This window comes from Paracoccus sp. pheM1 (assembly GCF_018499825.1).
GTDB lineage: Bacteria > Pseudomonadota > Alphaproteobacteria > Rhodobacterales > Rhodobacteraceae > Paracoccus > Paracoccus versutus.
Map to the genome: position 1 here is coordinate 1,614,304 of NZ_JAGXCX010000002.1, position 25,118 is coordinate 1,639,421.

The window sequence follows — 25,118 nt, forward strand, 5'->3', positions numbered from 1 at the left end:
CCCTCATCTTGCGCCGGCGGCAACCAGCCGCGCCGCGATCGCGTCGAAGCCCACGCGGCGGGCATGGGCCAGCGCCGAGACCCCCTCGCCATCGGGCAGGTTCACATCGGCCCCGGCCGCGACCAGCAGGTCGACGACCTGCTGCTGGCGCGGGCCGCCATCGCCCAGGATGATCGCCTCCAGCAGCGCGGTCCAGCCCAGCCGGTTGACGTGATCGACCTCGACCCCGGCCTGGATCAGCCGGCGGACGGTCTCGACATGGCCGCGCTCGGCCGCCGGGATCAGCGCCGTGCCGCCGAAGCGGTTGGTGCTGGCCAGGTCGGCGCCATGGGCCAGCGTCAGCTCCAGGATCTCCAGATGCCCGCGCGCCCCGGCATAAAGATAGGGGCTGTCCTCGATGGCATCCCTGGCGTTCACGTCGGCGCCGGCCTCGACCAGAGCCCGCGCCGCCTCGACCCGGTTGGCATGGGTCGCCACCAGCAAGGGCGTGCGCCCCTTGGCGTCGCGCGGATCCACGGGCACGCCGCGGGCCAGAAGCGCGCGGATGGCCGCGGCATCGCCATCGGCCGCGGCGGTGAACAGGACGGTCTCTTGCATGGTCTGTGCCTGGACGGGCAAGGGGCTGGCGGCGCCCAGGACGAATGCGAACAGGATCGCCAGAAGCTTGTGCATGGCCTGCCTTGCTGTTGCGATTGGACCCGGCGCCGGCGGCGCGATCCCAAGCGGCCGCAGGGATCGGTTTCGCAAAGGGTATCGCGGCGGCGCAGCGAAAATAATCTCGAATATCCGAATGCTGTTTCAATATTTCGTGGAATATAACCGCCCGAACCGCGGCCAAAGGGCCTTGCAGCGCGCCCCCCGCCTGGCTTTATCGGCCAAGGACCGCAGAGCCGCGCGGCCGATGGGCTATACGCCGGACGTGCATTGTGGCTTGATGGGTCAATCTGAAATTGCCGGAGACGCGCGATGGCATCCGTCCTCATCAACCTTGTGATCTTTGCCGCGCTGATCGTCGTGCTGGTCCGCCTGCAGGGCGGGCAGCTGACGCTGTCGGTGCGGGTCTTCATCGCCCTTGTCCTGGGCACGCTGTTCGGGATCGGGCTGCAACTCGTCCATGGCACCGGCGCGCCGGCGCTGCAAACCACGATCGACTGGATCAACGTGGTCGGCAACGGCTATGTGCAGCTGTTGCAGATGGTGGTGATGCCGCTGGTCTTCGCGGCGATCCTCAGCGCGGTGGCGCGGCTGCACGACGCCTCGGCGCTCGGCCGGATCTCGGTGCTGACCCTGGGCACGCTGCTTGGCACCACCGCGATCGCGGCCTTCGTCGGCGTGGTCATGTCGCTGGCCTTCGGCCTGACCGCCGAGGGCCTGGCCCAGGGCGCGGCCGAGACCGCCCGGCTGACCGCGCTCGAGACCACCTACGCCCCGCGCGTCGCCGACCTGACGGTGCCGCAGCTGCTGTTGTCCTTCATCCCCAGGAACCCCTTTGCCGAGCTGACCGGGGCGAACCCGACCTCGATCATCGCGGTGGTGGTCTTTGCCGCCTTCCTCGGCGTCGCCGCCATCCGCCTGCTGCGCCGCGATCCCGAAAAGGGCCGCAGCCTGCTGAACCTGATCGACATCCTGCAGGCCTGGATCGGCCAGCTGGTGCGGCTGATCATGGTGCTGACCCCCTATGGCGTCATGGCGCTGATGACCAAGATGGCGGCGACCTCGAACGCGGCCGACATCCTGAACCTGGGCAAGTTCGTCGTCGCCTCCTACCTGGGCCTCGCGATCATGTTCGGGGTGCATGCCGTGCTGCTGACGCTGACCGGGGTGAACCCGCTGACCTTCTTTCGCAAGATCGTCCCGGCGCTGACCTTTGCCTTCTCCAGCCGCTCCAGCGCCGCGACCATCCCGCTCAATGTCGAGATCCAGACCCGCCGGCTGGGCGTGCCGCAGACCATCGCGTCCTTCTCGGCCTCCTTCGGGGCGACCATCGGCCAGAACGGCTGCGCCGGGCTCTATCCGGCGATGCTGGCGGTGATGGTGGCGCCGACGGTCGGCATCGACCCGCTGGACCCGGCCTGGATCATGACGCTGCTGGCCATCGTCACGCTGTCCTCGGCCGGGGTCGCGGGCGTGGGCGGCGGCGCCACCATGGCGGCGCTGATCGTGCTGCCGGCCATGGGCCTGCCGGTGACGCTGGTGGCGCTGCTGATCTCGGTCGAGCCGCTGATCGACATGGGGCGCACGGCGCTCAACGTCTCGGGCTCGATGACGGCGGGCACCGTCACCTCGCAGATCCTCGGCCAGACCGACAAGGCCGTCCTGCAAAGCCGGGAAGAGCGCGGCCTGCAAAACGCCTGACGACGCTCCGGCGCCGCCCGCAGACGCGGCGCCGGGCTTCTTCGTTCCCCAAATACCCATGCGACGGCGCGCGCTGTCGCCGGTTCAGCCGAATGCGTCCCGCACCGGGCTTTTCGACAGCGCCACCAGCTTCTCGCGCAGCCGCAGCGCCAAGGGCGACAGCGGCCGGCGCTTCAGGTCCAGAAGGTAATAGGGCGAGACCCGGATCTCATGCGGCACCTGCAGCATGGCGAAGCCCGCCCCGACCGGCGGCCGGATCAGCAGCTCCGCCACCTCCTCGGACATCGGCGCCACCGCGTCGCTTTGCGCCAGATAGGCGATGGTCAGCAGCAGCGAGGGGCTGTTGACGATGTTCTTCGGCTCGGACAGGCCGACATCGGCAAAGGCCGCCAGCGCCGCCTCGCGGATCGGCGCGCCGCGTTGCTGCATGATCCATTCCTGCCCGGCCAGTTCGGTCAGCGTGACCGGGGCGGCGCGGCCCAGCGGGTGGCTCGACCGCACGAGGAAGGCCACCTTCTCGTCCCGCATCGGCAGGATGTTGAAATCCTGGCTGTCGAATTCCGGCAGGATGCGGGCCAGGACGAAATCCATCTCTCCGGCCGCCAGGTGCAGCAGCAACTCGCGCGAGGGCATGACGTCCACGGTGATGTCGGCATCCGGCGCGCCCTGCTTGATCTCGCGGATGGCCGAGACCAGGTAGCTGACCGCCGGCCCCGTCACCGCCCCCACCCGCAGCGCGCCGCCGAACCCCTCGCGCAGCGCCTGCACCTCCGAGGCCATGCTGAACATCTCGCGCAGGATGACGCGGGCGCGGCGCAGCACGGCGCGGCCGATCTCGGTCGGCTCCATGCCCTTGGGCTGGCGCAGGAACAGCTGCGCGCCGACCTGGTTCTCGATCTCGGCCAGCATGCGCGAGGCGGCAGGCTGGGTCATGCCGACCCGCTCGGCCGCCAGCTGCAGCTGGCCGGTTTCGGCGATCTGCTGGATCAGCCGCAATTGCGCGGGCTTCAGCATTAGGCGGGCAGGGGGTAACGACATGACGATTCCGATATGTAGACTGCAGGCGATGTAATTTTACCATTATGTCGTTTCATGGCTAGATCAAGCGCAACCGCCAGGCTGCGCGGCGCCGCCTGGCCGATCTGCGCGGGGGATCATGCCATGTTTCTGTCGCAATTGCTTTTGCCGGGTGGCGGGCGCGGGGTTGCTTTGCGCGAAGGCGATGCCGCGCATCTGGTTCCGGGCGTGGACAGCACCCGCGACCTGGCGCAGGCCGCCATCGCTGCCGGCCGCGGGCTGGCCGAGGAGGCGGCCGGCCGCGGCCGCGGCGCGCCGGTCGACCTGGCCCAGGCCCTGGCCGAGGGGCGGGTGCTGCCGCCCGTCGACCATCCCGACCCCGCGCATCTGCACCTGACCGGCACCGGGCTGACGCATCTGGGCTCGGCCGCGACGCGGGATGCGATGCATGGCGCGCCCGATGCGGGCGAGCTGACCGACAGCATGAAGATGTTCCGCATGGGGCTCGAGGGCGGCAAGCCGCGTCCGGGCGAGGCGGGCGTGCAGCCGGAATGGTTCTACAAGGGCAACGGCCATGCCGCCGTGGCGCCGGGCGCGCCGCTTGCCTCGCCCGCCTTCGCGCTCGACGCGGGCGAAGAGCCCGAGATCGCCGGGCTCTATCTCATCGGTCCCGACGGCACGCCCCTTCGCCTGGGCTTTGCGCTTGGCAACGAGTTCTCGGACCATGTGACCGAGCGGGGCAACTACCTCTGGCTCGCCCATTCCAAGCTGCGCCCGGCCAGCTTCGGCCCCGAGATGCTGCTGGGCGCGCTGCCGCAACATGTCGAGGGCAGCAGCCGCATCCTGCGCGACGGGGCGGTGCTTTGGGAAAGGCCCTTCCTGTCGGGCGAGGCGAACATGAGCCACAGCATCGCCAACCTGGAACACCATCATTTCAAATATGCGCTGTTCCGCCAGCCGGGCGACGTGCATGTGCATTTCTTCGGCACGGCGACGCTGTCCTTTGCCGACGGCGTCCATGCCCGGCCGGGCGACGTATTCCAGATCGAGGCCCCCGCGCTCGGCCTGCCGCTGCGCAACCCGCTGGTCCAGCTGCCCAACGATGCGGCGCCGGTCGCCGTCGCCACCCTCTAGAGGTCGCCCATGTCCAGCACCCCGTCCTTTACCCCCGCCCCATGGCCGCGCAAGCTGCGCTCGCAGCATTGGTATGGCGGCAATTCGCGCGACACGATCTATCACCGCGGCTGGATGAAGAACCAGGGCTATCCGCATGACCTGTTCGACGGCCGCCCGGTGATCGGCATCCTGAACACCTGGTCGGACCTGACGCCCTGCAACGGCCACCTGCGCGAACTGGCGGAAAAGGTGAAGGCGGGGGTCTGGGAGGCCGGCGGCTTTCCGGTCGAGGTGCCGGTGTTCTCGGCCAGCGAGAACACCTTCCGCCCGACCGCGATGATGTTTCGCAACCTCGCGGCGCTGGCCATCGAAGAGACGATCCGCGGCCAGCCCATCGACGGGGCGGTGCTGCTGGTGGGCTGCGACAAGACCACGCCCAGCCTGCTGATGGCGGCGGCCTCGACCGACATTCCCTCGATCGTGGTCACCGGCGGGCCGATGCTGAACGGCTGGTTCCGGGGCGAGCGCATCGGCTCGGGCACGCATCTGTGGAAGTTCAGCGAGGCGGTGAAGGCCGGCGAGATGACCCAGGCCGAGTTCCTCGAGGCCGAGGCGAGCATGTCGCGCTCATCCGGCACCTGCAACACCATGGGCACCGCCTCGACCATGGCCAGCATGGCCGAGGCGCTGGGGATGGCGCTGTCGGGCAATGCCGCGATCCCGGCGGTGGATTCGCGCCGCCGCACCATGGCGCAGCTGTCGGGCCGGCGCATCGTGCAGATGGTCAAGGACGACCTGAAGCCCAGCGACATCCTGACCAAGCAGGCCTTCGAGAACGCGATCCGCACCAATGGCGCCATCGGCGGCTCGACCAACGCGGTGGTGCATCTGCTGGCGCTGGCGGGCCGGGTCGGGGTCGATGTGACGCTGGCGGACTGGGACCGGCTGGGGCGCGACGTCAAGACCATCGTGAACCTGATGCCCTCGGGGAAATACCTGATGGAGGAGTTCTTCCATGCCGGCGGCCTGCCGGTGGTCATCAAGCGGCTGGGCGAGGCCGGGCAGCTTCACAAGGACGCGCTGACCGTCAGCGGCGCCACGATCTGGGACGAGGTCAAGGAGGTGGTGAACTGGAACGAGGACGTGATCCTGCCCGCCGACCGGCCGCTGACCGACCAGGGCGGCATCGCCGTGCTGCGCGGCAACCTGGCGCCGAACGGGGCGGTGCTGAAGCCCTCGGCCGCCAGCCCGCACCTGATGGTGCATCGCGGCCGGGCGGTCGTCTTCGAGGACATCGACGACTACAAGGCCAGGATCGGGGACGAGGCGCTGGACATCGACGAGACCTGCGTCATGGTGCTGAAGAACTGCGGGCCCAGGGGCTATCCCGGCATGGCCGAGGTCGGCAACATGGGCCTGCCGCCCAAGGTGCTGCGCAAGGGCATCACCGACATGGTGCGGGTGTCCGACGCGCGCATGTCGGGCACCGCCTATGGCACCGTGGTCCTGCACACCTCGCCCGAGGCGGCGGCGGGCGGGCCGCTGGCCGTGGTGCGCGACGGCGACATGATCGCGCTCGACGTGCCGAACCGCCGGCTGCACCTGGACATTTCGGATGCGGAACTGGCGGCGCGGCTGGCCGAATGGCGGCCGCTGCCCGACCAGCCCGCCAGCGGCTATGCCTGGCTGCACCAGCAGCATGTCATGGGCGCGGATACCGGCGCGGACCTGGATTTCCTGCGCGGCTGCCGCGGCAACCCGGTCGGAAAGGACAGCCACTGATGCGGATCGCGCTCGTCGGCATCGGCAAGATCGCGCTGGACCAGCACGTCCCGGCGCTGGCGGCCAGCCCCGACTGGGAGCTGGCCGCGACCGTCAGCCGGCATGGAAGGGTCGAGGGGGTCGAGGGTTTTGCGCGCATCGAGGACATGCTGGAGGCCCGCCCCGACATCGGCGCCGTCAGCCTGTGCCTGCCGCCCGTGCCGCGCTTTCAGGCGGCGCAGGCGGTCTTGCGCGCCGGCCGGCACCTGATGCTGGAAAAGCCGCCCGGCGCGACGCTCTCCGAAGTCCATATCCTGCGTGACCTGGCGCAGGCGCAGGGCGTGACGCTGTATGCCAGCTGGCATTCGCGCATGGCCCATGCGGTGGCGGCGGCCAAGGCCTGGCTGGCCGGCCGCGTGATCCACGAGGGCCGGATCACCTGGCGCGAGGACGTGCGCAAATGGCATCCCGGCCAGGACTGGATCTTTCAGGCCGGCGGCATGGGCGTCTTCGACCCCGGCATCAACGCGCTGTCGATCCTGACCGAGATCCTGCCGATGCCGGTGCATGTCACCGCGGCCGAGCTGGACTTCCCGCAGAACCGCCAGGCCCCCATCGCCGCGCGGCTGAGCCTGTCGCATGGGATCGCGGCCGATTTCGACTTCCGCCAGCAGGGCCCGCAGACCTGGGACATGGAGTTCCAGACCGACGCCGGCCAGCTGGCGCTGCGCCTGGGCGGCAACCTGCTGGAGATCGACGGCCGCCCGGCGACGGGCGAGGCCAGCATCATGGGCGAATACCCGGCGCTCTACGCCCGCATGGCGGCGCTGGTGCGCAAGGGCGCCTCCGACGTCGACCTCTCCTCCATGGTCCTGACCGCCGACGCCTTTACCCTCGGCAGCCGCCGGATCGTCGAGCCCTTCGTCTTCTAGCAGGCCGCTGAAAAAAGGGTTTTGACGGGGCGCCGTGGCGGAATTCGTTCTGGATTCGGCGGCGACCGGCCTGAAAACCGGGCATTTCCGACAGAATCGAGGCGACTTTCCCGGTCCCCGGCCCAAGCTCTCCTGTCGCATGCAGCAGCCTGCGAGGGGCCGGCGCCGGCACGACGAAACCGCCGGCTAGCGCTTTCTCTGTTCCCCAAATACTCCCCGCCGGAGGCAGCGGCCAAGGGCCGCTTTCCGGGCTCAGGCGAGTTCCAGGTTCAGGCTTTTCTCGAAGGCGGTGCGATAAAGCTGCGACAGCTCGGCCAGGGCCGCGGCATCGCCGCCAAGGACCACCGTCTCGCCGCCGAAGCTGCCGGCCGTCGCCAGCGGCACGCCGGCCGCCGCGGCCGCCTCGGCCAGCTTGGCCGCGTTCCCGGCGGTGCAGGCGACCAGGTAGCGCGCCTGGTCCTCGCCGAAAAGCTGGGCGATCCCGGCGCTGTCCAGCGTCACGCCCAGGCCTGCCGCCTCGGCCAGTTCGAAGGCCGCCAGCGCCAGCCCGCCATCCGACAGGTCGGCCGCGGCCCGGACCAGCCCGCCATGCGCGCGCAGGAATTCGCCATTGCGGCGCTCGGCGGCCAGGTCCACGGGCGGCGCGTCGCCGGCCTCGATGCCGAAGGCCTCGGCGGCCAGCGCCGACTGGCCCAGGTGGCCCCGCGTCTCGCCGATGACCAGCGCCAGGTCGCCCTCGGCCGGCAGGCCGGCGATCAGCCCGTCCAGGTCGGCGATCAGCCCGACGCCGCCGATGGTGGGCGTGGGCAGGATGCCCTTGCCGTCGGTCTCGTTGTAAAGCGAGACGTTGCCCGAGACGATGGGGAAATCCAGCGCCGCGCAGGCCTCGCCGATGCCCTTGATGGCGCCGACCAGCTGGCCCATGATCTCGGGCTTTTCCGGGTTGCCGAAGTTCAGGTTGTCGGTGGTGGCCAGCGGCAGGGCGCCGCAGGCGGTCAGGTTGCGGTAAGCCTCGGCCACCGCCTGCTTGCCGCCCTCATAGGGGTTCGCCCGGACATAGCGCGGGGTCACGTCGCTGGTGAAGGCCAGCGCCTTCTTCGTGCCATGCACCCGCACCACGCCGGCGCCCAGGCCGGGGCGGCGGATGGTGTCGGCGCCGACCTGGGTGTCGTATTGTTCCCAGACCCAGCCCTTGTGGGCGTAGCTGGGGCTGCCGATCAGCGCCTTCAGCGCCGCGATCGGGCCGATGGCAGGCAGGGCGGGCATCTCGGCCGCGGCGGGCGTTTCCACCCAGGGGCGGTCGTATTCCGGCGCGCTGGAGGAAAGCTTGGACAGCGGCAGGTCGGCCTTGACCTCGTTGCCGTGGACGATCAGGAAACGGTCCTCGGCGATGGTCTCGCCGACGATGGCGAAGTCCAGGTCCCATTTCTCGAAGATCGCCCGCGCCTCGGCCTCCTTCTCGGGCTTCAGCACCATGAGCATGCGTTCCTGCGACTCGGACAGCATCATCTCATAGGCGGTCATGGCGGTTTCGCGCTGCGGCACGGCGTCGAGCACCAGCTTGATGCCCAGGCCCCCCTTGTCGCCCATCTCGACCGCCGAGCAGGTCAGCCCGGCCGCGCCCATGTCCTGGATCGAGATCACGCTGTCGGTCTGCATCAGCTCCAGGCAGGCTTCCAGCAGGCATTTCTCGGTAAAGGGGTCGCCGACCTGCACGGTCGGGCGCTTTTCCTCGATGGTGTCGTCGAACTCGGCCGAGGCCATGGTGGCGCCGCCGACGCCGTCGCGGCCGGTCTTGGCGCCCAGGTAGACCACCGGCATGCCGACGCCCGAGGCGGCCGAATAGAAGATCTTGTCGCTGTCGGCCAGGCCCGCGGCAAAGGCGTTCACCAGGCAGTTGCCGTCATAGCTGCGGTGAAAGCGCACCTCGCCGCCCACGTTCGGCACGCCGAAGGCATTGCCATAGGCGCCGATCCCCTCGACCACGCCCTTGACCAGATGCGCGGTCTTGGGATGCTCGGGCCGGCCGAAGGACAACGCGTCCATGGCGGCGATGGGGCGGGCGCCCATGGTGAAGACGTCGCGCAGGATGCCGCCGACGCCGGTCGCGGCGCCCTGGTGCGGTTCGATATAGCTGGGGTGGTTGTGGCTCTCCATCTTGAAGACCACGGCCTGGCCGTCGCCGATGTCCACGACGCCCGCGTTCTCGCCCGGACCGCAGATCACCTGCGGGCCGGTGGTCGGCAGGGTGCGCAGCCATTTCTTGGACGACTTGTAGGAGCAATGCTCGTTCCACATCGCCGAGAAGATGCCGAGCTCGGTGAAGCTCGGCTCGCGACCGATGATCTCGAGGATGCGCTGGTATTCGTCGGGCTTGAGCCCGTGCGCGGCGATCAGTTCCTCGGTGATCTGCGGTTCGTTCATGTCCTGGCGCCTTTCCCCCGGTTTTGCGGCCTTTTAAGCGGCGGCGAAGGGTTAGGAAAGGGGCCCGCGCGCGGGGCCGGGAAAAACCGCGGCCGGCGGGGCAAAAAAAAGCCGGGCATGAAGCCCGGCTCAAGTCCAACAGGGAGGTTGAAGGTGATGAGAGTTTCCTCAAACCATCGCCTTCGAGATCGGAAATATGTGCAGTCGGCGAACGGTTCAAGGATCATTTCCGCATTGCAGCACATGCCCGATATGCATTCTGCGAATGCCTCGGGCAAAGCTGTGCGGCATCTGCCCGTTTCGCGCTCATCCCGCGGACGGGTCGGCGGCCTGTTCCTCGGTCTGCTGGCGGCGCAGGGACTGGATCTCCTCCAGCACGAAATCGCGGAAGGCGGCGACGCGGCGCGAGGCGCGCAATTCCTCGGGGAAGGCCAGGAAGACCGGCACCTCGCCCGACTGGATGTCGGGCAACACGCGGGTCAGGCTGGGGAAATCCGACGACAGGTAATCCGGCAGGACGCCGATGCCGACATGGTTCAGCACGCCTTGCAGCACGCCGAAGTAATTGTTCACCATCAAGGTCGAGCTGATGTTGCGCGCCAGCAGCATTTGCGACAGCACCGCGCCCGAGCTGACCTGCGGCGTCTGCGGGTTCTGGCAGATCAGCCGGTGCGGCCCCAGATCCTCCAGCGTCTCGGGGGTGCCGGCCTTGGCCAGATATTCCGGCGTGGCATAAAGCCGCATGCGGATGTTCAGCAGCCGGCGGCGGATCAGATCCTGCTGGTTCGGCTCCTTCATGCGGATGGCGACGTCGGCCTCGCGCATGGGCAGGTCCAGCACGCGTTCTTCCAGCATCAGGTCGATCTTGAGGTCGGGATAGCGGTCGTAAAGCTTGGCCAGCCGCGGCACCAGCCACATGGTGCCGAAGCCGGTGGTGGTCGTGACCTTGAGTTCGCCGAAGACGCTTTCCTCGCTGTCGCGGATGCGGGCGGCGGTGGTGTCGAGCTTGCGGACCATGGAAGAGGTCGCCTCGAACAGCAGTTCCCCCTGTTCGGTCAGGATCAGCCCGCGGGCATGGCGGTGAAAAAGGGTGGTGCCCAGCGAATCCTCCAGCGCGCGGATCTGGCGGCTGACGGCGGACTGGGACAGGTGCAAAACATCGCCCGCGTGGGTCAGGCTGCCCGCGTCGGCGACGGCATGAAATATTCTTAACTTATCCCAGTCCATAACAGTGCTTTCTTGCGGCATCAGCCATGCAATCCGTGCAACCCTTATCACAGAAGGTTAGCGGAACAAGCCTGCAAAACGCCAAGAAAACCCTTTCTCGGACAGTGTTGCTTACCCACAATGCGCAGCGAATGGCCACCCGGCGAGCAGGGGCAGGCCAGGCCTGTGCAAATCCCGTCCGGGGTGCCGATTCGGACCGGCGAAACGTCACGCGCTTTTGAACTGCGCCGGGTGGTCTGGGGCAGGGTCCGGGCGGGTGCCCCCGACCGGGCGCGGGACCGGGCCGCGCGACCTTCTGCCGCAAGGGCGGCCCCGCCGCTGCCGCCCCTGCGTCCCGCCGGCAGGGGAATCGGCCGGGAAAACCCGTGCTGGGGCGGCCCCGGAGGCCTTGCCTCGCCGCACTCCCCGGCCCGGCGGCGGGGTGACATAAATCATGGCATTCCGGCGCGGCGCATCCTAAAAAAGGCCATTCGCGAGCAGGAGGCTAGTCATGGCGGTGGGCGTATTCGATTCGGGTCTGGGCGGGCTGACTGTTCTGGCCGCCATCGCCGCCCGGATGCCCGACCTGCCGCTGGTCTATCTGGGCGACAATGCCCATACCCCCTATGGCGTGCGGGACGCCGAGGACATCTTCGGCCTGACCTGCGCCGGGGTCGAGCGGCTTTGGGCCGAGGGCTGCGATCTGGTGATCCTGGCCTGCAACACCGCCTCGGCCGCCGCGCTCAAGCGCATGCAGGAAACCTGGCTGCCCGCGGACAAGCGCGTGCTGGGGGTCTTCGTGCCGATGATCGAGGCATTGACCGAGCGCGGCTGGGGCGACAATTCGCCCCCGCGCGAGGTGGCGGTGAAGCATGTGGCGCTGTTCGCCACGCCCGCCACCGTGGCAAGCCGCGCCTTCCAGCGCGAGCTGGCCTTTCGCGCCATCGGCGTCGATGTCGAGGCCCAGCCCTGCGGCGGCGTCGTCGACGCCATCGAGATGGGCGACGAGATCCTGGCCGAGGCGCTGGTGACATCCCATGTCGAGGCGCTGTTGCGCCGGATGCCGCATCCCGAGGCGGCGATCCTGGGCTGCACGCATTACCCGCTGGTGCAGGCCGCCTTCCAGAAGGCGCTGGGGCCGGGGGTCAAGGTCTATTCCCAGCCCGACCTGGTCGCCGAAAGCCTTGATGACTATCTTGAGCGCCATCCTGAAATGCTGGGCGCGGGCACCCGTTCGCGCTTCCTGACCACGGGCGATCCCGAGCGCGTCTCGGGCAAGGCCACGCAATTCCTCCGCCATCCGATCAGGTTCGAAAGCGCCTGAACAAGGAAAGCTTGCAACATGAAGTCATTGAAGAAAAGACGCCGGATCCAGATCCTGATAGCCGCCGCCGTGGCCCTTGTGTTGGCCGTCGGGCTGATCGGCTACGGGTTTCGCGACGGCATCAACCTTTACCGCTCGCCCAGCCAGATGACCGAGAACCCGCCCGAGATGGGCGAGGTCTTCCGCCTGGGCGGCCTGGTCGAGGACGGCAGCCTGGTGCGCGGCGCCAGCGAGACGGTGACCTTCCGCGTGACCGACGGCGGCGCCACCATCCCGGTGCGCTTTACCGGCGTGCTGCCCGACCTGTTCTCGGAAGGCCAGGGCATGATCGGCACCGGGCGCATGGAGGGCGAGACCTTCGTCGCCTCGGAAATCCTGGCCAAGCACGACGAGAACTACATGCCGCGCGAAGTCATGGATTCGCTGAAGGAGCAGGGCGTCTACCAGGAGCCGAACTCCTGACGCAACGCGCGCCCGGTTAACGGCCGGTTAACCGGATTTCTCCAGCCTTGGTCCGCTTCAGGATTGGGGGCTGGACATGAAGACAGTAACGCAGATCGCGGCCGAGATCGTCGCGCGTGAGGGGGGCTACGTCAACGACCCCGACGATCCGGGCGGGGCGACGAAATTCGGCGTCACGCTGGCGACCCTGCAGCGGCTGGGGATCGACAGGACCGGCGACGGGCGGGTCGACGTGACGGATGTCAGGGCGCTGACCCGCGCCGATGCCGAGCGCATCTTCGTCGAGCATTATTTCCGCCGCCCGCGCCTGGCGGAACTGCCGGTCTCGGTGCAGGCCTCGGTTTTCGACATGTATGTCAATGCCGGTGCCAATGCGGTGAAGATCCTGCAACGGCTGGCCACGCGCATGGGCTTTGCGGCCACGGACGACGGCGTGGTCGGGCCGCGCACCATCCAGGCTGCGCAGCAGGCCGATGCGGCGGCGCCGGGCTATTTCGCCGATGCCTACGGGATCGCACGGCGCAACTATTACTACGCATTGGGCGATGCGCGCCCGGCCAGCCGCAAATACGCCCGCACCAGAACGGGGGGCAAGGGCGGCTGGATCCTGCGGGCCGAGGAGTTCATCTCGGCCAAGTATCACCTGACGGCGGCCGAGCATCGGGCGAGGGTGGCGAAATGGGGCTGATGGACCGTTTCCTGGGCGCCAGCGGCGCCGTCACCACCGTCGCCAATGCCGCGACCGGCGTGGCCGAGGTGTTCCGCGAGAACGCGACGCGGCGCATGGAACTGGACGAAGAGGCCTATGCCCGCGCCATCGCCCAGCTTTCCGGCGAGTTCGCCGCCCAGCCCCGCGGCTGGTTCGACGCGATGATGAACGGGCTGAACCGGCTGCCGCGGCCGCTGATGACGCTGGGGACGGTGGGGCTGTTCACCTATGCCATGGCCGATCCCGAGGGTTTCGGCCTGCGGATGGAGAACCTGAACCTGGTGCCCGAGCCGCTCTGGTGGCTGCTGGGCGCCATCATCAGCTTCTATTTCGGCGCGCGAGAGGCGCATTACTTTCGCAGCCGGCCCATGCTGCCCGTCCCGCCGCGCAAGGCAGGCGCCGAGGACGCGCCGGCCGCATCCCCGGCGCCGCCGATGACGGCCGAGCCCTTCGAGGACAACCCGGCCCTGCGGGATTGGGCCGCGGCCGGCGCGGCGCGCTAGCGATGCTGTGACAATCTGGCAGGTGCGGGGGGCTGGTTTGCCGCCCGCACCGCGGCTATCCTGCGGCGCAGCCACCCCCGGAGGAAGCCCATGATCGCTGAACTTGGCCATTTTGCACTGATCCTGGCCTTTGTCGTGGCCCTGTTCCAGATGGTCGTGCCGATGATCGGTGCCAGCAAGGGCTGGAGCGGCTGGATCGACTCCGCCCGCCCTGCCGCGCTGGCGCAGTTCGGGCTGGTCGGCATTTCCTTCGCGGCGCTGACCATGGCCTTCGTGACCTCGGATTTCTCGGTCGCGCTGGTCTACCAGAACTCGCACACCGCCAAGCCGATGATCTACAAGATCAGCGGCGTCTGGGGCAACCACGAGGGCTCGATGCTGCTGTGGGTGCTGATCGTGGCGCTGTTCGGCGCCATGGCGGCCGTCTTCGACGCCAACCTGCCGCCCAAGCTGCGGGCGCGGGTGCTGTCGGTGCAGGCCTCGATCGGCGCGGCCTTCCTGGCCTTCACCCTGTTCACCTCGAACCCCTTCCTGCGCATGGAAAGCCCGCCCTTCGACGGGCGCGACCTGAACCCGCTGCTGCAGGATCCCGGCCTCGCCTTCCATCCGCCCTTCCTTTACCTCGGCTATGTCGGGCTCAGCATGGCCTTCAGCTTCGCCGTCGCCGCGCTGATCGAGGGGCGGGTCGATGCCGCCTGGGCGCGCTGGGTCCGGCCCTGGACGCTGGCGGCCTGGGTGTTCCTGACCATCGGCATCGCGCTGGGATCCTGGTGGGCCTATTACGAGCTGGGCTGGGGCGGCTTCTGGTTCTGGGATCCGGTGGAAAACGCCAGCTTCATGCCCTGGCTGATCGCCGCCGCGCTGCTGCATTCCGCCATCGTGGTGGAAAAGCGCGAGGTGCTGAAAAGCTGGACCATCCTGCTGGCGATCATGGCCTTCGGCTTTTCGCTGATCGGCACCTTCATCGTGCGCTCGGGCGTCATCACCTCGGTCCACAGCTTCGCCAGCGATCCGCAGCGCGGCGTGTTCATCCTGGCGATCCTGGCCTTCTTCGTCGGCGGCGCGCTGCTGCTTTACACCTTCCGCGCCGCCTCGATGCAGGCGCGGGGCGCCTTCGCCCCCGTCTCGCGCGAGGGGGTGCTGGTCCTGAACAACATCCTGCTGGCGGTCTCGACCTTCGTGGTCTTCATCGGCACGGTCTGGCCGCTGGTGGCCGAGATGCTGTGGGACCGCAGGCTGTCGGTCGGCGCGCCCTTCTTCGAACAGGCCTTCACGCCCTTCATGGTGGCGCTGGCGATCATCCTGCCGGTCGGCGCCATCCTGCCGTGGAAGCGCGGCAGGCTGAAGCGCGCGCTTTACCCGCTGCGCGGCGCGCTGGTCTTTGCCGGGGCGGTGATGGCGCTGGTCTTTGCCGTCTCGACCGGCCATTCGGCGCTGGCGGTGATCGGCGCGGGCCTGGGCGCCTGGCTGGTCGCGGGCGCGGCCGCCGACCTGTGGCTGCGCACCGGCAACTCCGGCCTTGCGCGGCTGCGCCGGCTGCCGCGCGCCGATTGGGGCAAGGCCGTGGCCCATTCCGGGCTGGGCGTCACGTTCATCGGCATCAGCCTGCTGATGGCCTGGCAGGTCGAGGACATCCGCGTGGCCCGGATCGGCGAGACCTTTACCGTCGCCGGCTACGACATCACCCTGGACAGCGTCGAAGAGCGTCCGGGCCCCAACTACAACTCGATCATCGCCGCGATGAGCGTCGAACGCGACGGGCGGCAGGTCGCATTGCTGCATCCCGAAAAGCGGGTCTATCCGGTGCAATCCATGCCCACGACCGAGGCGGCGATCCAGAACGGACTGTTCCGCGACCTCTACCTGGTCATCGGCGACGAGCAGCAGGACGGCGGCTGGGCGGTGCGGGTCTATATCAAGCCCTTCGCCAGTTGGATCTGGCTGGGTTCGGCGCTGATGGCGCTTGGTGGCTTCATCAGCCTGTCGGACCGGCGCTATCGCGTCGCTGCCGGCGCCCGCCATGCCCGCGTCGCGCCCCAGCCGGCGGAGTAGCCCATGCGCGCCCTGATCCTGTGCCTGTCGCTGCTGCTTGCGCTGCCCGCCCTGGCCGTCCAGCCCGACGAGGTGCTGTCCGACCCGGCGCTGGAGGCGCGGGCGCGCGAGATCTCCAAGACCCTGCGTTGCCCGGTCTGCCAGGGCGAGACCATCGACGAATCGAATGCCGCCATCAGCCGCGACCTGCGGCTTTACCTGCGCGAGCGCCTGGTCGCCGGCGACAGCGACGGCGAGGCGGTGCAGGCCATCGCCGACCGTTTCGGCGAATATGTCCTGTTCGAACCGCCGGCGCGCGGGGCGAACTGGCTGCTTTACCTGGCCGGGCCGGTCATGGCGCTGCTGGCGCTGCTGGTGGGCTGGCGCTTCATCCGCTCGCGCGGCCTGGCCGAGGAAGGGCCGGCCAAGCTCAGCGACGAGGAAAAGGCCCGGCTGGAGCGGATCCTGCGCGACTGACGCAGGGTCGGGGCTTTCCCGCCGCGCCCCGCCCCGGCAGGATGGCCGAAACCGGGGGAGGGGCAGGATGAGCTTTCAGACCATCGAATTCACGCATCGAGACGGCATCGCAAGGCTGGCGCTGAACCGGCCCGACGTGGTCAACGCGCTCAACCGCGCCATGCGGGCCGAGATCGTCGCGGCGCTGACGGACCTGCCGCCGGGCACGCGCTGCGTGGTGCTGACCGGGAACGGGCGCGGCTTCTGCTCGGGCCAGGATCTGACCGATGCCACCGGCGGGTTCGACGTCGAAACCATCCTGCGCGAGGAATACGAGCCGATGCTGGCCGCCATCTCGGACGCGCCGGTGCCGGTGATCGCTGCGGTGAACGGCATCGCGGCGGGGGCGGGGGCCAACCTGGCGCTGGCCGCCGATGTGGTCATCGCCGCGGAAAGCGCCAGTTTCGTGCAGGCGTTCAGCCGGATCGGCCTGATCCCGGATGCGGGCGGGACGTTCATCGTGCCGCGTTCGGTCGGGGTGCCGCGCGCCATGGGGATGATGCTGTTCGCCGACCGCATTCCCGCGGCGAAGGCGGCGGAATGGGGGCTGATCTGGGAGGCGGTGCCGGACGCCGAGTTCGAAACCGTGGTGGCCGCCCGCGCCCAAGCCCTGGCCCAGGGGCCGACCGCCGCCTTCCTGGCAATCCGGCAGGCCCTGCGCGCCTCGGGCGGCAACGACATGGCCGGGCAGTTGCGGCTGGAGGCCAGGCTGCAAGGCGACATGGCCCGCACCGCGGATTTCGCCGAGGGCGTCGCTGCCTTCCTGGAAAAGCGCGCGCCCCGCTTCAACGGGCGCTGAATCGGGGGCTGAGCCCGCCTAGCCGATGCGCTTGAAGCGCGGCACCGCCAGGCGGTTGTCGAAGAAGGGCACCGTCGGCGGCGGGGCCAGCGGCCCGTCGCCGGCGCCGGCCAGCAGGCTTGCCACCTCGGCCAGCACCACCTCGGTGATGAAGGGCAGGTCCAGCGCCCGCGCCTCGGGCAGGGGCACCCAATGCAGGTGCGAAAGCTCATCGCAGGCGGCGCTGAAATCGTGGCGGTCGCCGTGCAGCCGCTCGGCGTCCAGCAGCAGGAAGCGCGCGTCGAAGCGGCGGGGCCGGCCGGGCGGGGTGATGGCGCGGAACATGTAGATCAGCGCCGAGGCATCCGGCGCCAGCCCGGCGCCGGCGTAATGGTCCCAGCCCTCGGGTGCGGGGCCGGGGGGGCCGGTCAGCAGGCCGGTTTCCTCGGCCAGTTCGCGCAGGGCGGCGGCGGCCAGCGCCAGGGGCGTGACCTGCGATCCGTTGCGCGGCTCGGCCGCCAGCAGCGCCGAGGTCCGGGGCGGCAGTTCGCCGGCCAGGCGCACCTGCGCATCGCCCGCATCCACCGCGCCGCCGGGGAATACGTATTTCGAAGGCATGAACACGGCCGAAGCCCCGCGCTGCCCCATCAGCACCGAAGCCCCGCCCTGGGCGTTGCGGTCCAGCACGATGACGGTGGCGGCATCGCGGATCGGCTGCTCGGCGGCGTCGCGCGTCGGGGCGGGGGTTCCGGCCATGGTGCTCACGACGCGGCGGCCTCGATCGCGGCAGGCTCGATCGAGGCGGGCTCGGCGCCGAAGCCATGCATCCGGCGCGCCCATTGGAAGCCGATCATCCCGCCCTTGATCCGCGGCAGCAACAGCAGCGACAGCACCACCGCGCCCAGGCCGAAGCCGATCAGCATGGCCATGGCCGAGGGGCGATACATCATGAAGATCGCCAGCAACAGCGGCGCACCCAGATGCGAGACCAGCAGGATGGTCAGATAGGCCGGGCCGTCGTCGGCGCGCTGGTGGTGCAGTTCCTCGTGGCAATGCGGGCAGGTGGGGCTGACCGACAGATAGCCCCGAAACAGCCGGCCCTGCCCGCAAGAGGGGCAGCGCCCAAGCGCGCCGCGCAGCATGGCCGGCTTGACGGGACGTTCGGGCAGGGCGGTGTCGGAATAGGCATGAGGCATGGGCGCGTTCCTTTCCTGTTCCGCCTTTATCTAGGGGATGCGGCCCATAAAGAAAAGCGCGCCGTAAGTCGGGAATTGCCGCGACAAAGGGACGCAGCGGCAATCAGGCCGCAATTCCGGGCGCGGCCATGACGATTCGATTGCGCCCCGCGGACTTGGCATTGAGCAGCGCGCGGTCGGCGCTGGCCAGCAGCGCCTCGGGGTCCAGCGGCAGCAGATGCGGAGCGCCCTGGCCGGTGGCCACGCCGACCGAGATGGTGACGCCCAGCTCGGCATTCTGGCAGCCCTGCGGCAGGGCGACCGGCGCGGCCATCACCGCGCGGCGCAGATCCTCGGCCACGCGGCGGGCGTCGCGGGCGGGGCAATCAGGCAGGACGGCCAGGAACTCCTCGCCGCCGAAACGGGCGAGCAGCGCGCCCTCGGGCAGGGTGGCGGCCAGGCGGGCGGCGATCTCGGCCAGCACGGCGTCGCCGGCCGGATGGCCGTGGACGTCGTTCACCTGCTTGAAACGGTCCAGGTCCAGCAGCATGACGGCCAGGTCGCCCTGGCGTTCCTGCATCTCGGCCGCCAGTTCGCCCAGGCGAGGCAGGGCAAAGCGGCGGTTGTGCAGCCCGGTCAGCGGATCGGTCATCGCCCAGCGCATGTTGCGCTGGGTCTCGTGCCGGCGGCGGTCGGCCTCGTGCTTGCGGGCCAGCTGGGCCTGCAGGCGCATCGCCGTCTCGGGCGCCGCATCGGGGCGGGCCAGATCCCAGGGCAGCACGTCGCCGGCGCCAAGATCCAGCGCCACCGGCATCATCTCGGCCCGTTCGGGGCGCAGCGCCACCACCACCGCCGCCTCGCGCGAGCGTGGGCGCGAGCGCAGTTCCGACAGCAGCCGCAGCCCGTCGCCGGGTTGCTGGATGTCGGCGGCGATCAGGTAGAGATCGGCGACCCGGCTGGATGCCGCCTCGGCCAGCGCATGTTCGGGTTCGTGGACCGCGATGGCGAAGTCCACCCGGTCGCGCAGGGCGTGCCGCCAGCCCAGCGCCGTGGCGGTCCGGTCGGCGACGAAGATCGCGCGCGGGCGGTCGTCCGCGGCAAAGCCCGCCGCCGCCTCGGCCATGCCGGGGGCGGGATGATCAAGCCCGCCGTATTCATGCCGCATCAGCCCGCGAATGCGCGCAAGCAGCGTCAACTCGTCGCTGCATGCGTCGATCAGCGCCGCCGCGCCCGCCCGCAGCGCCGCCACCCGATCCGTGCCGCTGGCCTGGACCAGGACCGGCAGGTCGGCGGCCCAGGGCTGGCCGCGCAGCGCGCTGCACAGCGCGGCCCCGTCCATGTCGGGCAGGCTGGCGCCGACCAGCACGATCTGCGGATGGATCAGCCGGGCGATGCGCAGGGCCTCGGCCCCCGAGGTGGCGGTCGTGACCTCGTAGCAGGCCGAGGACAACCGCACCTTCATGGTGATGCGATTCGTCGGCACGCCGTCAACGACAAGAATGCGCCCTGCCATGGTTACGCCTGCTTTACACCCCGAGCCCAGAGCCGCATCTTGCGCGGCAATGGTTAACAAATCCTTTCCGGCCGCGAAGAAATTCGCGCCGGGCTTCACGAAAGCGAGAGCGGAATGACACGAAACGAGGCGCGCGACATTGCCGATGCGGGCTTTGCCCATATCGCCGGGGATGCGGAACTGGTGGGGGCGCTGCTGGCGCAATCGGGCAGCGACGTGGCGGGGTTGCGCGCGATGGCGGCGCGGCCGGAGTTTTCCGTCTTCGTGCTGGATTTCCTGCTGGAACACGACCAGCGCGTGCTGGATTTCGCGCAGGCGGCGCAGATCGCGCCGCAGCGGGTGCAGCTGGCGCGCGCCGTGCTGGGCGGGGGCGACCCCTGGTAGGGGCCGCCCGAGGGCTCAGGCGACCTCGGCGAAGACCTTGTCGAGCGCCTTTTCCAGCTTCTCGAACATCTCGTCCATCTGCGGCTCGGTCAGGATGAAGGGCGGGCACAGCACGATGGACTGGCCCAGCGGCCGGCAGATCAGCCCCAGGTCGGTGCAGGTGTTGGCGATGCGCTCGCTGACCGAGAGATTGGCGTCGAAGGGGGTCTTGGTCGGCTTGTCCCTGACCGCCTCCAGCGCCCACATGAAGCCGATGCCGCGGTATTCGCCGATGTTCGGGCGGTCGGCGATGCGCTTCAGCCCGGCCTCGAAGCGGGGGGCGAGGCGGCGCACGTTCTCGGCCAGCCCCTCGTTCATCACCACGTCGATGGCCTTCAGCGCGATGGCGCAGCCGACCGGGTGGCCCGAGGCGGTGAAGCCGTGCGGGAATTCCTCGATCGCCTCGACGGCGGCTTCCAGGCGCTTGCCGAGGTCGGGGCCGAGGATCACCGCGCCCATCGGGAAGAAGCCCGCCGTCAGGTTCTTGGACGAGATGATCGCATCGGGCATGAAGTCATAGGTCAGGCAGCCCCAGGTATTGCCGGTGCGCCCGAAGCCGCAGATCACCTCGTCCGAGATCATCGGGATGTCGTGCTTTTTCAGGATCGGCAGGATGGCCTGGAAATAGCCGCTTGCCGGCGGGATCACGCCGCCCGCGCCCATCACCGGCTCGGCGAAGAAGCCGGCGATGGTGTCGGCGCCCTCGCGCTCGATGGTGTCCTCGAGTTCGCGGGCCAGGCGGGCGACGAACTGTTCCTCGGTCTCGCCCTCCTCGCCATAGCGCCAGTAATGCGGGCAGGTCAGGTGGATGAAGCCGGGCAGCGGCAGGCCGAAGACCGAGTTGTAGGGCTTGCCGGTCATCGAGGCGGAAACCGCGGTCACGCCATGATAGGCGTTCCAGCGCGTCAGGATCTTGCGCTTTTGCGGCTTGCCCTCGGCGGCATGCAGGAACCACAGCATCTTGACCATGGTGTCGTTCGCCTCGGAGCCGGAGTTGGTATAGAAGACCCGGCCGCTGTCGAAGGGCGAGACCTCGACCAGCTTTTCCGACAGCATCACCGTCTGGTCGGACATGCGGCCGAAAAAGGCGTGATAGCCGGGAAAGCGGTCGTATTGCGCCTTGGCGGCCTCGATCAGGCCCTTGTGGTCGAAGCCGGCGACCATGTTCCACAAGCCGGAATTGGCATCCAGGTAGCGGCGGCCATGCACGTCGACGATATAGGGCCCTTCGCCATGGGTCACGACGACCGTGCCCCGCTGATGGACCGAGGGCATGTCGGTGAAGCCGTAGAGCGAATAGGTCTCGGCCCTGGCTTCCCAGCTTTGCGGTTGGTTCATGACGTCAGCCTCCATCTGCTTTGGCGGAAGGCTAGCCGGGCGCCGGGGGCGGTTCAATGGGGGCCGCGGCCAAGTGACGGATGGCGGGCTGCGGGACGGGCGAATTGCCGGGGCGGGCGGTGGAAATGCCGGCGCGGGGCGCGGCGGTTTGCGCTGGTTGGCGGCGTCGCATGGGTATTTGTGGAACGAAGAAATGTCCTGGCGTCGGTGCCTTGGGGGTGCTGCGGGCGCGGGTCATCCCCCTTGCCTTGGGGAAAGGCGCAGGCGGATGCCGTCTTTGCCGCGCAGCGTCAGCCGCATCAACGGCACCGGGCGTTCGCGGGCCGGTTCCAGGCGATAGGCGCGCAGCAGCGCCGCGAGGATCAGCGGCCCCTCGATCATGGCGAAGCCGGCGCCGGGGCAGGCGCGGGGGCCGGCCGAGAAGGGGATGAAGGCCTCGCGCTGGCAGGTCTTGCCGTTTTCGGTTTCCCAGCGCGCGGGGTCGAAGCGGTCGGGGTCGTCCCAGAGCCGCTGGTGCCGGTGCAGGTGCCAGGGCGACAGCACCAGTTGCGCCCCTTTCGGTGCCTTGCGGTCGCGCAGGGTCTCGGGCCGGCGGCATTGCCGCACGGTCATCGCCACGGGCGGGTAGAGCCGCAGCGCCTCGCGGAAGACGGCGCGGGCCAGCGGCAGGTGGCGCATGGCAGCGAAATCGGGGGCGAGGTTCTGCCGCGCCTCTTCGGCCAGCCGGTCCTGCCAGTCGGGGCTTTCGGCGAGCAGGTAGAGCGCCCAGGCCAGGGCCGAGGCGCCTGTCTCGTGCCCGGCCAGGAAGAAGGTCGCGACCTCGTCGATCATCTCGGCCTCGGTGAAGGTGCGGCCGGTCTGCGGGTCGGGGGTGGTCATGATCTTGGTCGCAAGGTCCGGCGGCGCGGTGCCCGCGGCGATCTCGGTGGCGCGGGCCGCGACCAGCTGGCGGATCAGGGTGCGGATGCGGCTTGCGGTCCGGCGCACCCGGCGGCCGTGCAGCCGCGCCCAGCGGGGCAGCGCCATCAGCCCGCCGAGGTTCACCATCGGCTGCGCCTCCTGATGCTCGCGGAAGGCCTGGAAGACCTGGGCGGCGGTCGCATCCTCGATCGGGATCGAAAACAGCGTGCGGAAGATCACGTCGGCGGCGATATGGCTGGTCTGCGGCTCGATGTCGATCTCGGTGCCGTCGGCCAGCGGCTGCAGGCGCGCGACGCCGGCCTGGGCCGCGTCCCACATCGCCGGGAAAGCCTCGCGCAGGCGGCCGCCCTCGAAGGCGGGGTCGATGATGCGGCGCTGGTGGAGCCAGGTCTCGCCATTCGAGATGAAGCTGGAATTGCCCAGCAGCGGCTGCAAGCCCGCGGCCATGCGCGGCGATTTCGGGAAATCCATCGGCCGCTTCTTCAGGATCAGATCGACCAGCGCCGGGTCGTTGCAGGTGAAGCTGTGGACGAAGGGGCCGCGGAACTCGGCCATCCAGGCGCGATAGAGCCGGTCGGATTGCGCCGACAGGATGTCGCGGCGGAAATCGCGGATGAAGCGCCAGACCGAGGCTTTTCCCGGTCGGGCCGGCGGTTTGGGCGGGATCATGGCGCGCACCGGCGGTTGACGGCGCGCGCGATGCGGCCCGGCGAATGGCTGCGCCCGGCGAAGCGCTGTCCCAGCGTCAGTGGCCCGGCGGTGATGGCGAAGTAATCGTAGTCGCCCGGCCGGTCGAAGGCGCAGAGATACTGGAAATGCAGCCGGAACCAGCGCCTGCGCAGCGCGCGCCGCTTTTGCGGGGAAAGCGTCTGGGTGAAGGCCGCCGACAGCACCAGCGGGTGGCGGCGGCCGGGCGGCTCGACGCCCGAGACCGCGACCGGATCGCACAGGCCGAAGCAGCAGGCGTCGCCCGGCGCGGTCACGTCGATCCAGTCGAGTTCCCCGCGCGCCGAGAGAAAGCGCAGGTCGGCGCGCAGCCGGTCCGCGTGCGGCAGGAAGGACGCCATGGGCACGACATGGCCCAGCGACAGGTAGGAAAGCCGCGGTCCCTGCGCGGGAACTCGGCCCGAGTGGATCAACTCGGCTAGAACCGAGACGCCCAGATAGGCGCCGGAACTGTGGCCGACGACCAGCACCTCGTCCCAGTCGCCCGCCAGCACCTCGGCGATGCGGTCGGCGAAACGCGCCAGCCGCGCCCTGAGCGCCGGGGGATAGGCGCCGCGGTCCTGGGCGGTGAAGGCATAGTCGTGCATCAGATACCAGGCGAAGATCTTGCCGTCGATGCGCCGCCACAGGTGCAGCCCGGCCCAGGTCAGCGCCAGCGCCACGGGCCCGCCCAGCCACCAGCCGAACCCGGTCAGCCGTCCCAGCGCCCAGCCGAGCAGCGCCCCGGCCAGCGCCGAGGCCAGCAGCTGCGCCAGCAGCACCGCCACCGGGTAGAGCGCCGCGATCACGGGCCCGCGGCGCAGCCGCATCAGCCGGAACAGCGCGCCCGAGCCGACATAGGCCCAGGCGGTGCGGAAAAGCTGGCCATAGGTCGCAAGGATGCCCTGGCCCATCGAGCCCTGCACGATGTCGGCCCAGACCAGCACCTCGAACTCGGCCTCGGCGGCGGTGCCGGCGAAATCGCCGGTCACGCCCCAGCCGAAGCCCGTGCGGTCGCGGCGCGGGCCGAAGGCCAGGCCGTAGCCCGAGATGCGCGCCTGTTCCGCCCCCTCGCGCCGGTAAAGCTCGCGATAGCGGCGGGGCGGGATCGGATCATAGCCCGGAATGTAGAGGACGCGGCGACGAAAGGGGCGGGTCATGGGAAATCAACTGCTTGCCCGCGCAGCATACGCGATCCGCGCGCGCAGACAAGTTAGGCTAATTCCCAGCGCGCCTCGAGCTTTTCGATGGCGGCGATGCGTGCCGCGGCGGGCGGATGCGACATCAGCCAGGCCGGCGCCCCGGCGCGTCCCGCGCCCGCCAGCCGGTCGAGCTTGCGAAACAGGCTTTTCTGCGGCTCGGTGCCCAGCCCGGCCTTGACCATCAGCGCGCTGGCGAAGGCGTCGGCCTCGAACTCGTCCTGGCGCGACAGGCGCGCGGCGATGGCGCTGGCGGCGAGATTGGCGATCCAGACGCCGATGCCGGGCAGGAAACGGCCAAGCACGCCCGCCAGCACCATGCGCACCACGTTCTGGCCGGCGAAATCCACCATGCGGCGCCGGGTATGGCCATGGGCGACATGGCCCAGCTCATGCGCGATGACCGATGCCAGCTCGGCCTCGGTCACTTCGCCGCGGTCCAGCCGGTCGAGGAAACCGCGGGTCAGGAAGATGCGGCCATCCGGCGCGGCCAGCCCGTTCACATGGCCGACCTCGTAGACATGCGCCTGCACCCGCGGCAGGTCCATGGCCCTGCCCAGCCGTTCCAGCATCGGCACCAGCCGGGGGTGCTGCAGCGGCGTGGACTTCTGGTTCAGCTCGGCCTTGAGCCGCCATGCGGAAAAGAACCACATCGCGGCGGCATAGAGCAGGATCAGCAGGATCGGCGTGAATTTCAGCATAAGCGCAAT

Annotated in this window: 24 protein-coding genes; 13 read left to right on the forward strand and 11 right to left on the reverse strand. The window is 69.4% G+C overall.

Annotated elements, in window-relative coordinates; translation table 11 throughout:
* Positions 1 to 3 precede the first annotated feature (3 nt).
* Positions 4 to 672, reverse strand: a complete 669-nt coding sequence (locus KF941_RS21960; protein WP_214274516.1) for an ankyrin repeat domain-containing protein — start codon at positions 670 to 672, stop codon at positions 4 to 6.
* On the opposite strand from KF941_RS21960, the gene KF941_RS21965 reads away from it, so the two are divergent.
* Positions 671 to 994, forward strand: coding sequence for a hypothetical protein (locus KF941_RS21965; RefSeq protein ID WP_139294102.1), 324 nt, complete (start codon positions 671 to 673; stop codon positions 992 to 994). The genes KF941_RS21960 and KF941_RS21965 overlap by 2 nt on opposite strands.
* On the forward strand, positions 967 to 2,355 hold the full coding sequence (locus KF941_RS21970; protein WP_036759234.1) for an L-cystine transporter: 1,389 nt from the start codon (positions 967 to 969) through the stop codon (positions 2,353 to 2,355). The genes KF941_RS21965 and KF941_RS21970 overlap by 28 nt, the downstream gene beginning before the upstream one ends.
* A gap of 84 nt (positions 2,356 to 2,439) precedes the next feature.
* Here the strand turns inward: KF941_RS21970 and KF941_RS21975 are convergent, their stop codons facing one another.
* Positions 2,440 to 3,393, reverse strand: a complete 954-nt coding sequence (locus tag KF941_RS21975; RefSeq protein WP_036759231.1) for a LysR family transcriptional regulator — start codon at positions 3,391 to 3,393, stop codon at positions 2,440 to 2,442.
* Positions 3,394 to 3,447: 54 nt separating this feature from the next.
* On the opposite strand from KF941_RS21975, the gene araD1 reads away from it, so the two are divergent.
* The 3 genes from araD1 to KF941_RS21990 are packed head-to-tail and all read left to right on the forward strand — an operon-like array spanning position 3,448 to position 7,181.
* The gene (gene araD1 / locus KF941_RS21980; protein ID WP_276315878.1) at positions 3,448 to 4,506 is read left to right on the forward strand and encodes an AraD1 family protein; all 1,059 of its coding nucleotides are present in this window, start codon (positions 3,448 to 3,450) and stop codon (positions 4,504 to 4,506) included.
* Between the two features lie 9 nt (positions 4,507 to 4,515).
* The gene (araD, locus tag KF941_RS21985; protein WP_214274517.1) at positions 4,516 to 6,270 is read left to right on the forward strand and encodes an L-arabinonate dehydratase; all 1,755 of its coding nucleotides are present in this window, start codon (positions 4,516 to 4,518) and stop codon (positions 6,268 to 6,270) included.
* Positions 6,270 to 7,181 (forward strand): Gfo/Idh/MocA family oxidoreductase, encoded by a 912-nt coding sequence (locus KF941_RS21990; RefSeq protein WP_214274518.1) that lies wholly within the window; start codon positions 6,270 to 6,272, stop codon positions 7,179 to 7,181. The genes araD and KF941_RS21990 overlap by 1 nt, the downstream gene beginning before the upstream one ends.
* A gap of 252 nt (positions 7,182 to 7,433) precedes the next feature.
* Here the strand turns inward: KF941_RS21990 and purL are convergent, their stop codons facing one another.
* Both purL and KF941_RS22000 read right to left on the reverse strand, forming a co-directional pair.
* On the reverse strand, positions 7,434 to 9,605 hold the full coding sequence (gene purL / locus KF941_RS21995) for a phosphoribosylformylglycinamidine synthase subunit PurL (RefSeq protein ID WP_214274519.1): 2,172 nt from the start codon (positions 9,603 to 9,605) through the stop codon (positions 7,434 to 7,436).
* 306 nt (positions 9,606 to 9,911) lie between these two features.
* Positions 9,912 to 10,832 (reverse strand): LysR family transcriptional regulator, encoded by a 921-nt coding sequence (locus KF941_RS22000; protein ID WP_036756468.1) that lies wholly within the window; start codon positions 10,830 to 10,832, stop codon positions 9,912 to 9,914.
* A gap of 490 nt (positions 10,833 to 11,322) precedes the next feature.
* On the opposite strand from KF941_RS22000, the gene KF941_RS22005 reads away from it, so the two are divergent.
* The 7 genes from KF941_RS22005 to KF941_RS22035 all read left to right on the forward strand — a co-directional run bounded on the left by KF941_RS22005 (position 11,323) and on the right by KF941_RS22035 (position 17,155).
* The gene (locus tag KF941_RS22005) at positions 11,323 to 12,135 is read left to right on the forward strand and encodes an aspartate/glutamate racemase family protein (protein WP_036756470.1); all 813 of its coding nucleotides are present in this window, start codon (positions 11,323 to 11,325) and stop codon (positions 12,133 to 12,135) included.
* Positions 12,136 to 12,153: 18 nt separating this feature from the next.
* Complete coding sequence (gene ccmE, locus KF941_RS22010) at positions 12,154 to 12,597, forward strand: cytochrome c maturation protein CcmE (RefSeq protein ID WP_114536954.1); 444 nt, start codon at positions 12,154 to 12,156, stop codon at positions 12,595 to 12,597.
* Between the two features lie 76 nt (positions 12,598 to 12,673).
* On the forward strand, positions 12,674 to 13,285 hold the full coding sequence (locus tag KF941_RS22015; RefSeq protein WP_214274520.1) for a holin-associated N-acetylmuramidase: 612 nt from the start codon (positions 12,674 to 12,676) through the stop codon (positions 13,283 to 13,285).
* Complete coding sequence (locus KF941_RS22020; RefSeq protein ID WP_240540513.1) at positions 13,276 to 13,809, forward strand: holin family protein; 534 nt, start codon at positions 13,276 to 13,278, stop codon at positions 13,807 to 13,809. Before KF941_RS22015 ends, KF941_RS22020 begins: the two co-directional genes overlap by 10 nt.
* Before the next feature lie 90 nt (positions 13,810 to 13,899).
* The gene (locus KF941_RS22025; RefSeq protein WP_214274521.1) at positions 13,900 to 15,861 is read left to right on the forward strand and encodes a heme lyase CcmF/NrfE family subunit; all 1,962 of its coding nucleotides are present in this window, start codon (positions 13,900 to 13,902) and stop codon (positions 15,859 to 15,861) included.
* A 3-nt stretch (positions 15,862 to 15,864) separates the two neighbouring features.
* The gene (locus KF941_RS22030; protein ID WP_116220711.1) at positions 15,865 to 16,317 is read left to right on the forward strand and encodes a cytochrome c-type biogenesis protein; all 453 of its coding nucleotides are present in this window, start codon (positions 15,865 to 15,867) and stop codon (positions 16,315 to 16,317) included.
* Positions 16,318 to 16,384: 67 nt separating this feature from the next.
* The gene (locus KF941_RS22035) at positions 16,385 to 17,155 is read left to right on the forward strand and encodes an enoyl-CoA hydratase-related protein (protein ID WP_036756483.1); all 771 of its coding nucleotides are present in this window, start codon (positions 16,385 to 16,387) and stop codon (positions 17,153 to 17,155) included.
* An 18-nt stretch (positions 17,156 to 17,173) separates the two neighbouring features.
* Here the strand turns inward: KF941_RS22035 and KF941_RS22040 are convergent, their stop codons facing one another.
* The 3 genes from KF941_RS22040 to KF941_RS22050 all read right to left on the reverse strand — a co-directional run bounded on the left by KF941_RS22040 (position 17,174) and on the right by KF941_RS22050 (position 19,822).
* Positions 17,174 to 17,890 (reverse strand): DNA mismatch repair protein MutT, encoded by a 717-nt coding sequence (locus KF941_RS22040; RefSeq protein ID WP_072463090.1) that lies wholly within the window; start codon positions 17,888 to 17,890, stop codon positions 17,174 to 17,176.
* A gap of 5 nt (positions 17,891 to 17,895) precedes the next feature.
* Positions 17,896 to 18,330: a DUF983 domain-containing protein gene (locus tag KF941_RS22045; protein WP_036756488.1), complete on the reverse strand. Its 435-nt coding sequence runs from the start codon at positions 18,328 to 18,330 to the stop codon at positions 17,896 to 17,898.
* Between the two features lie 103 nt (positions 18,331 to 18,433).
* Positions 18,434 to 19,822 (reverse strand): diguanylate cyclase, encoded by a 1,389-nt coding sequence (locus tag KF941_RS22050; protein WP_214274522.1) that lies wholly within the window; start codon positions 19,820 to 19,822, stop codon positions 18,434 to 18,436.
* Positions 19,823 to 19,936: 114 nt separating this feature from the next.
* Here KF941_RS22050 and KF941_RS22055 point away from each other — a divergent pair, with 114 nt between their 5' ends.
* On the forward strand, positions 19,937 to 20,206 hold the full coding sequence (locus KF941_RS22055; protein ID WP_072463059.1) for a DUF3572 domain-containing protein: 270 nt from the start codon (positions 19,937 to 19,939) through the stop codon (positions 20,204 to 20,206).
* A gap of 15 nt (positions 20,207 to 20,221) precedes the next feature.
* Here the strand turns inward: KF941_RS22055 and KF941_RS22060 are convergent, their stop codons facing one another.
* The 4 genes from KF941_RS22060 to KF941_RS22075 form a co-directional block, all read right to left on the reverse strand.
* Positions 20,222 to 21,583, reverse strand: coding sequence for an aminotransferase (locus tag KF941_RS22060; RefSeq protein WP_036756611.1), 1,362 nt, complete (start codon positions 21,581 to 21,583; stop codon positions 20,222 to 20,224).
* A 234-nt stretch (positions 21,584 to 21,817) separates the two neighbouring features.
* The gene (locus tag KF941_RS22065; protein WP_214274523.1) at positions 21,818 to 23,173 is read right to left on the reverse strand and encodes a cytochrome P450; all 1,356 of its coding nucleotides are present in this window, start codon (positions 23,171 to 23,173) and stop codon (positions 21,818 to 21,820) included.
* Positions 23,170 to 24,369 (reverse strand): hypothetical protein, encoded by a 1,200-nt coding sequence (locus KF941_RS22070; RefSeq protein WP_214274524.1) that lies wholly within the window; start codon positions 24,367 to 24,369, stop codon positions 23,170 to 23,172. Before KF941_RS22070 ends, KF941_RS22065 begins: the two co-directional genes overlap by 4 nt.
* 53 nt (positions 24,370 to 24,422) lie before the next feature.
* The gene (locus tag KF941_RS22075) at positions 24,423 to 25,109 is read right to left on the reverse strand and encodes a M48 family metallopeptidase (RefSeq protein WP_036756498.1); all 687 of its coding nucleotides are present in this window, start codon (positions 25,107 to 25,109) and stop codon (positions 24,423 to 24,425) included.
* Between the last annotated feature and the right edge of the window lie 9 nt (positions 25,110 to 25,118).

Excerpts from the sequence above, each read along its gene's own strand:
- KF941_RS22020 (WP_240540513.1), top strand. The coding sequence starts at position 13,276 with ATGGGGCTGATGGACCGTTTCCTGGGCGCCAGCGGCGCCGTCACCACC.
- KF941_RS22070 (WP_214274524.1), bottom strand. The coding sequence starts at position 24,369 with ATGACCCGCCCCTTTCGTCGCCGCGTCCTCTACATTCCGGGCTATGAT.
- KF941_RS22060 (WP_036756611.1), bottom strand. The coding sequence starts at position 21,583 with ATGAACCAACCGCAAAGCTGGGAAGCCAGGGCCGAGACCTATTCGCTC.
- KF941_RS22065 (WP_214274523.1), bottom strand. The coding sequence starts at position 23,173 with ATGATCCCGCCCAAACCGCCGGCCCGACCGGGAAAAGCCTCGGTCTGG.
- purL (WP_214274519.1), bottom strand. The coding sequence starts at position 9,605 with ATGAACGAACCGCAGATCACCGAGGAACTGATCGCCGCGCACGGGCTC.
- KF941_RS21960 (WP_214274516.1), bottom strand. The coding sequence starts at position 672 with ATGCACAAGCTTCTGGCGATCCTGTTCGCATTCGTCCTGGGCGCCGCC.
- KF941_RS22000 (WP_036756468.1), bottom strand. The coding sequence starts at position 10,832 with ATGGACTGGGATAAGTTAAGAATATTTCATGCCGTCGCCGACGCGGGC.
- ccmE (WP_114536954.1), top strand. The coding sequence starts at position 12,154 with ATGAAGTCATTGAAGAAAAGACGCCGGATCCAGATCCTGATAGCCGCC.
- KF941_RS22005 (WP_036756470.1), top strand. The coding sequence starts at position 11,323 with ATGGCGGTGGGCGTATTCGATTCGGGTCTGGGCGGGCTGACTGTTCTG.
- KF941_RS22050 (WP_214274522.1), bottom strand. The coding sequence starts at position 19,822 with ATGGCAGGGCGCATTCTTGTCGTTGACGGCGTGCCGACGAATCGCATC.
- araD (WP_214274517.1), top strand. The coding sequence starts at position 4,516 with ATGTCCAGCACCCCGTCCTTTACCCCCGCCCCATGGCCGCGCAAGCTG.
- KF941_RS21965 (WP_139294102.1), top strand. The coding sequence starts at position 671 with ATGGCCTGCCTTGCTGTTGCGATTGGACCCGGCGCCGGCGGCGCGATC.
- KF941_RS22040 (WP_072463090.1), bottom strand. The coding sequence starts at position 17,890 with ATGGCCGGAACCCCCGCCCCGACGCGCGACGCCGCCGAGCAGCCGATC.
- KF941_RS22025 (WP_214274521.1), top strand. The coding sequence starts at position 13,900 with ATGATCGCTGAACTTGGCCATTTTGCACTGATCCTGGCCTTTGTCGTG.
- KF941_RS22035 (WP_036756483.1), top strand. The coding sequence starts at position 16,385 with ATGAGCTTTCAGACCATCGAATTCACGCATCGAGACGGCATCGCAAGG.
- KF941_RS22045 (WP_036756488.1), bottom strand. The coding sequence starts at position 18,330 with ATGCCTCATGCCTATTCCGACACCGCCCTGCCCGAACGTCCCGTCAAG.
- KF941_RS21990 (WP_214274518.1), top strand. The coding sequence starts at position 6,270 with ATGCGGATCGCGCTCGTCGGCATCGGCAAGATCGCGCTGGACCAGCAC.
- KF941_RS21975 (WP_036759231.1), bottom strand. The coding sequence starts at position 3,393 with ATGTCGTTACCCCCTGCCCGCCTAATGCTGAAGCCCGCGCAATTGCGG.
- KF941_RS22055 (WP_072463059.1), top strand. The coding sequence starts at position 19,937 with ATGACACGAAACGAGGCGCGCGACATTGCCGATGCGGGCTTTGCCCAT.
- KF941_RS22015 (WP_214274520.1), top strand. The coding sequence starts at position 12,674 with ATGAAGACAGTAACGCAGATCGCGGCCGAGATCGTCGCGCGTGAGGGG.
- araD1 (WP_276315878.1), top strand. The coding sequence starts at position 3,448 with ATGGCTAGATCAAGCGCAACCGCCAGGCTGCGCGGCGCCGCCTGGCCG.
- KF941_RS22075 (WP_036756498.1), bottom strand. The coding sequence starts at position 25,109 with ATGCTGAAATTCACGCCGATCCTGCTGATCCTGCTCTATGCCGCCGCG.
- KF941_RS21970 (WP_036759234.1), top strand. The coding sequence starts at position 967 with ATGGCATCCGTCCTCATCAACCTTGTGATCTTTGCCGCGCTGATCGTC.
- KF941_RS22030 (WP_116220711.1), top strand. The coding sequence starts at position 15,865 with ATGCGCGCCCTGATCCTGTGCCTGTCGCTGCTGCTTGCGCTGCCCGCC.